General features: G+C 42.6%; 6 protein-coding genes. 2 read left to right on the top strand and 4 right to left on the bottom strand.

The features are described from left to right. On the top strand, positions 1-129 hold a 129-nt coding region (locus O9332_RS01795), incomplete at its 5' end, for a transposase (RefSeq protein WP_288023419.1). 664 nt (positions 130-793) lie between these two features. Here the strand turns inward: O9332_RS01795 and O9332_RS01790 are convergent. Continuing rightward, positions 794-1,165: a hypothetical protein gene (locus O9332_RS01790; protein WP_002762118.1), complete on the bottom strand. Its 372-nt coding sequence runs from the start codon at positions 1,163-1,165 to the stop codon at positions 794-796. Positions 1,166-1,689: 524 nt separating this feature from the next. Between O9332_RS01790 and O9332_RS01785 the strand changes: the two genes are divergently transcribed. Beyond that, a complete protein-coding gene (locus O9332_RS01785; protein WP_288023417.1) occupies positions 1,690-2,433 on the top strand; it encodes a cupin domain-containing protein in 744 nt (247 codons plus the stop codon). Positions 2,434-2,520: 87 nt separating this feature from the next. Here O9332_RS01785 and O9332_RS01780 read toward each other — a convergent pair whose 3' ends face one another. The 3 genes from O9332_RS01780 to O9332_RS01770 form a co-directional block, all read right to left on the bottom strand. Then, the gene (locus O9332_RS01780; RefSeq protein ID WP_353853395.1) at positions 2,521-3,441 is read right to left on the bottom strand and encodes a hypothetical protein; all 921 of its coding nucleotides are present in this window, start codon (positions 3,439-3,441) and stop codon (positions 2,521-2,523) included. A gap of 76 nt (positions 3,442-3,517) precedes the next feature. Beyond that, the gene (locus O9332_RS01775) at positions 3,518-4,321 is read right to left on the bottom strand and encodes a type 1 glutamine amidotransferase (RefSeq protein WP_002762112.1); all 804 of its coding nucleotides are present in this window, start codon (positions 4,319-4,321) and stop codon (positions 3,518-3,520) included. A gap of 213 nt (positions 4,322-4,534) precedes the next feature. Then, positions 4,535-5,872, bottom strand: a complete 1,338-nt coding sequence (locus O9332_RS01770; RefSeq protein WP_288023413.1) for a Mur ligase family protein — start codon at positions 5,870-5,872, stop codon at positions 4,535-4,537. Positions 5,873-6,000: the final 128 nt, after the last annotated feature.

The raw sequence follows: 6,000 nt of genomic DNA, 5'->3' as shown, positions 1-6,000 counted from the left end.
AGGACAACGAATGGGGTGGTCGAGAGAATCAACAATAAACTTAAACTAATAAAACGGAGAGGCTATGGCTTTAGAAACTTTCGGAATTTTTGGGTTAGAAGTATGTTATCTTGGCATCTTGTATGTTGATTTAGCATAAAGGGTAACGAAGAGCCGAAACATTCTTATCAAATACATCTTTAAACTCAGGCAAAGTAGCAAGAAACTCTTCGCCAACCGAAAATCTGGGTACTTATCTAGTAGTATCCTAACATCGGCAACAGATAAACCTCCGTCAATCATCTGTAACCATTGCTGGCGAACAGAATTTCGTTGGACAGGATCAGTAATGTGGTCAAAACAGTTATCGTAGTATGACATATTTTTTCCTCCGAATCACTTATAATCTCATTTTAACCGTTCCGGATCCGTTATCAAGTAGCCAGTGGTATTGATTCTGTGGGAGGACTCTCCTGGGGTAGTATAAATGTAGAGGGAGAAACATTACCTCTCCAGACGCGAATCGCCGAGGGTCATCAATTCCCAGCTTGTAGTGGATTGTTTCAGCTAAAATAGGGCAATAGATTTCGGCTTAAAGTCTTAGATTATAGAATTTATAGCATTTTTCTAATACACCAAATTAGCTGAAACAATCCAGTAGGGTGCGTTAGCGTTAGCGTAACGCACCAATCCCAGTTAGAAACCCAACATTCTTGACGACATTGGTGTGGTTGGGTTTCGCTCAAGCGTCGCTAATATTTGACAGACAAGAGTTATTATTGCTCAACCCAACCTACTGCTGTTGATAACTTGTTTATAGCGGTTCTCGCATCTGTGCGGCACACTTAAACCTTTGCTGATTAAGCTGTTCAGGATCGGGAATGTACCTCTTGTGAATCAGAAACGCTATAATTTGTTGTGCTAGGGTTTGGATTTCTTGGGCAAAATTGGTGTCTTTGAGCATTTCTACCTGTAAAAAAGGAACCACTTGCTGTTCAATCATCGCCTCGGATTTGGTTTGTTTTGCTGCCGCTAAAACCTGAGCGGCGGCGGGTTCCTTTTGTAACTTTTGCTTAATTTTTTTCCACAATTCTACACCTTTATCCATTGCTCCTTCCGTTAATTTACCGATAACAGCTTCAAAGGCGATTTTAGCGATTTCGGCGGCGGCTAATTCGGCTAACATAATTATCAATCGGGGTAATTTTTCGCCATTCTAGCACAACTATTTGGGGATGAAAGCAGGAAACTCAATCACTGATGTTGTCGGGAATCACCGTTCCCTTGATCCCCCCTTAATCCTAGGGTTAATTCATAGTAGGGTTGATTCATGAATCAACCCTACCCTTGATAAGGGGGGAAATCTGATAATTTTTAACGCCTACCTACTTATTCCGATAAATCGACTAAAAACGTTACAGATAAGGATTTGAGAGAATGAAACGATCCTAGTGTTCATTCCATGAGATTGTCGGCTATGCTTAAGAATTAAGACGATCACCTTCTTGTCGATGAGAAGCACGGCATAACTCAGCCGTTAGCTGGACTAAAAAGCCATCGCGATCGAGTTCCGCCTATTTCCCGTCCCGAAGTTATTAATGAGAGTAGATGAATTCGGAAACTTGAAGGCATAACTGCTTACATAGTATTCTTAGGTAGAAGAATAATACCAAATAATTTTTCGACGCAAAAAAATAAAATTCAGGAAAGATGACTGCTCAATCTCTGTGGAAACCCCAAAAAGTTCACGAAAACTTACTAAGCCGCGTATCTGTGCTTCCCACATCATTAACTTGGTTTCAGACAAACTTTACTGGAATTTGGTTTGGCTGTTTCGAGTCTGACCATGAAATCCAGGATCATCCAGTAACAATGCTGACTCGATTCTATCCGGGTGGTTTTTTTCCGCTGCATGGACATCCCGGTGGTGAAGAGATTTTGGTGCTTGAAGGCAATTTTGCAGATGAAACAGGGGTGCATCCACCGGGTACTTATATGCTTAACCCCGAAGGCTTTATCCATCGCCCCTATAGTGAGGAAGGATGCCTGACTTTTGTTAAATTGCGGCAACATGGTGGTAAAACTCGCCAACAAGTGAGAACCAACATTTTCAATGGCTCCTGGCAAGCAGGTATAGTGCCTGACATTAAGGTTCAACACCTCTATGAGCAAGCAGATTTCTCAGAAAAAGTCTGGATCGAGCGTTGGCTGCCCAACACTCAGTTGGTGAATGTTGTCGAAACTGAGATTAAAGAAATCTTTGTCATTGAAGTTACCTGGAGTGATGAGTTAGGTAGTTATCCAGTAGGCAGTTGGCTAAGATACCCCCCCAATTGCCCCTACAGCCCTTCCTCAACAACAGGTTGTCTCATTTACGTTAAAACCTATCCTGTTACTGATACAACCGCAAGATTTGTGGTCGGTGATGATTTCCAAGAGCCTGAAGCAACCTGAAGTAACCATCTATAGGGATCGAGGGTAGGACGTAGAGCCAAAAAAGACAGGCATTGAGCCTGTCTAAAAAACCAAACAAATTACCGATCAGTTGGCCACAAATAGGGAGTTTTTTGCGTCAAATTTCCAAGCAATACCATCGGGATCTCTGATGCGACTCCAATCGGCAAATTCTGTTTCGGATTTATTTTTCTTGTTTCTACCCAAAACGGCCGGGGTAACTCCTAAACGTTTAGCCAAATCCGCCAAACTCATTGATGAGATAGTTTCAGAATCAGAGGTTAGAGATTCTTCCTTAACTTCTGATTCTGATTGGGATAAAGAACTATCAGGACTGTTCAAACTAGGATTAATTATCTCCTCCGGTTCTTGAATTACCGTTTCTTGAACAGCGATCGCTGCGGTATTTTCTTCCTCTTTTTCCTCAAATAATTTACCTAAATTAGTCAGAGGTTGGGAGGAGGAAATAACAGGAACCTCCGGGACGGAATTTTCGCTCTTCTCGGCGACAATCAGGGGGGATTTAGTCTCCTGCGATTGCTCTAAATTGGTCCGAGGGAATCTCGATGCAGTAATCGCAGGAATTTGTTTTTCCCCTATTTCTTCTAAAGAGGGGTCACTCTCATCAAAAATACTACCCAAGGTACTGGCGGTGATAAAGTAATAGGCCATACCCTTATCGCCTACAGCTTTTTTTTGCGCCCCAAATTCCTCAGCTTTTTTGTCTAAAAATTGTCTAGCTAATTTGGCCGTGAGATTGGCTTTTGCCGATAGGTCAATCGGGGTGAGACAACCTTGATTGTCCTGTAAAAGTTGATTGAAATAGGGGTTAATCACCGTCGATAATTTTGACCAGCGATAGTCTTGCCACACCTTGACTGCAAGAGTTAAGAAGAAGACAAGTAGGATCAATGGCCAAGCGGTAAAAACAAGGATGATTAGCACCGCTAGGGGGATGATGAGGACGAGAAACCCCGCCGTTTGACGATCAATAATTTTTCCAGTCATAATTTCATGAGCTGCCACAATTAAAATTCTTAATGGCTAGTTTGACTATCTCCTGCCATAAGTCTATATGACCAGTTTAGGCTTTATTGGTCACGCCGGTTAGTTCTAGTCGTTCAAACATGGCAAATCTTGCTTTCAGGGCCAGAGAATCATCAAGTTTTGTTAAAAAAATGGCTTGTTGATACTTTTGTTCTAAAGCTTTTTCGATTAACCAATCGGCTAAAAAGGGATTTTTGGGTAGTAAGGGACCGTGGGCATAGGTGGCGATCGCATTGTGGTAAAATGCCCCTTCATAACCGTCCTCTCCGTTATTTCCGTAACCGGTAATCACCTTTCCTAAAGGAGAAACGGTCTGTAAATAGGTACGACCCCCGTGATTTTCAAAGCCGATTACTAGCGGTTTTTCCCCGGTCATAGCTTTAATTTCCTCCGCTAAGGGGGAGGCCGTAATTTCAAAAACCACGTTACCGATACAGCGTTTTGCATTGGGACCGGGATGTTTACTTACTAGGTCTAATAATCCTAATCCCTCGATTCTTTGACCGAAAGCTGGTTCGTAATAATGTCCTAATAATTGTGGGGAACCACAGGTAAAAACCCCCGGTATTCCTGCCGATAATTGTTCTTTCATCGCCGCCGCTTTTTTACCCTGTAAATCCCGCATAACGATCTCCTGTTGCCGATCCTGCGCCCCACCCCCAACAATTATATCTACTTGATAAAATGTCTCGGCTTCTGTTTGAGCATCTAGGGGAATAATTGTCACAGGAATATCACGCCATTGACATCTTCTTTGAATAGTAATAACATTACCTCGATCGCCGTAGGTACTCATTAAGGTCGGATATAACCAGCCGATTTTTAGTTCTAGTTCTTGCATAATTTCTTAGGGGAAATGGGGAAATGGGGAAATGGGGAAATGGGGAAATGGGGAAATGGGGAAATGGGGGAATGGGGAAGTGGGGAAGTGGGGAAGTGGGGAAGTGGGGAATTTCAACTAAAACCCTAAAACCCTAACACCCTAAAACCCCCCGCAACGCGCACGCAGTGACCACACCAACACCTAACACCAATCTTCACTCTTTTCTAATTTCTACAAAATCTTTCGTCCCGTGAGAATCTCTCGTACTTCTAACATAGCAGAATAGGTGGGTAAAATATGTAAAGTTTCCTCATTTTTGGTGTTATTAAGGGCAATTTGGATCGCTTTTTTTAGCTCGGATTCAACAATTAAATTAACGGGATAAGCGAGACTATCCTGACTATATTGTAAGCGTAAAGCCATATCATAAAGTCGATCGCCCGTTACTACTAAAGTTGTTCCCAAACGGGTTAATTTTTCCGTATCCACATCCCAAATCCAAGAAACATCCGTACCGTCGGGGATGCGATCATTGAGAACTAAGAGAGTAGTAGAAGACTTTTCTTTCTGTAAAATATCAGCCACTGCGCGAATTGTTTCATTCATACCCACGGGATTTTTAGACAGTAAAATCCTAACTTTTTTACCCTCAATTTCTAATTCTTCCGCTCGACCAAAAGCCGCTTTAAAACCCTGAACTGTCTCAAAAATTTCTCGATCTTTAATCCCTAATTTCTGGGCTACTAAACCCGCCGCTAAAGTATTATATTTATTATAAACACCGATTAAAATCTGCGGCCAATCGTGACTATGAAAAGCAGGACTACTCTTTTTAAAGCCGCAACTAGGACAACTAAAATCCCCTAAATGGGAGAGATAAACCCCGCGATAATCCAAAGAAGCGCCACATTTAGGACAGTAAATAGAATCGACAGCGTGGGGAATTTCTTCTAGATATAATTCCGGCTCACTTAAGCCAAAATATACAACTCTTTGGGGCAGTTGTTGACCCAAATGGGAAAGGGTCGGATCATCAGCATTGAGAATCACTAAAGTATCGGTGGGTAGGGGAGATATGGCCCCTTGCCAACGGCGACTAATCGTATCCACTTCCCCATAGCGATCGAGTTGATCGCGAAACAAATTGAGAGCTAAAATAGCGCGAGGACGACAATCTTTTAAAACCAAAGGGAGAATATTTTCATCCACTTCTAAAATGGCATAATCAGCCTTTAAAGTGCCGAATAAATTGGCATCGGCCAATAAAGCAGTGATTAAACCATTAATTAAATTTGCCCCAGTGGTATTATGGGTGACTTTTGCCCCCTGACGCTCTAGAATAGTTCTTAGGAGTAGGGAAGTGGTAGTTTTTCCATTTGTGCCAACCACCAAGATTACCCCCCGTCGGACTTGCCCACAGAGTAGCGGTAACAAACGGGGATGGAGACGACGGGCAATTTCCCCCGGCAGGACGCTGGCAGCCCCTAAACGGAGTCCTTTAACCACAGCAGTAACGGTTTTAGCCACCGCTACGGCTATCCCTAAACGGATGCGATCAAACAATTGCATGAAGTGAGATTCTTATAGCTGTTTCGTGATTTTACCCCTAAAAGAAGACCCGTAAACGGGGTAAGTTCCCATTGATTCTTTTCTACTGACAAAAAAGACAGCCTATAATATAGGTAAGTTTGGGGCCG

Source organism: Microcystis sp. LE19-10.1B (assembly GCF_027530565.1).
Lineage (GTDB): Bacteria > Cyanobacteriota > Cyanobacteriia > Cyanobacteriales > Microcystaceae > Microcystis > Microcystis aeruginosa.
Note: the sequence above shows the minus strand (reverse complement) of the source record. Positions and strands in the feature narration are given on the sequence as shown.

Coding starts and splice junctions, on each gene's coding strand:
- O9332_RS01790 (WP_002762118.1), bottom strand. CDS start 1,165: ATGTTAGCCGAATTAGCCGCCGCCGAAATCGCTAAAATCGCCTTTGAA.
- O9332_RS01785 (WP_288023417.1), top strand. CDS start 1,690: ATGACTGCTCAATCTCTGTGGAAACCCCAAAAAGTTCACGAAAACTTA.
- O9332_RS01780 (WP_353853395.1), bottom strand. CDS start 3,441: ATGACTGGAAAAATTATTGATCGTCAAACGGCGGGGTTTCTCGTCCTC.
- O9332_RS01775 (WP_002762112.1), bottom strand. CDS start 4,321: ATGCAAGAACTAGAACTAAAAATCGGCTGGTTATATCCGACCTTAATG.
- O9332_RS01770 (WP_288023413.1), bottom strand. CDS start 5,872: ATGCAATTGTTTGATCGCATCCGTTTAGGGATAGCCGTAGCGGTGGCT.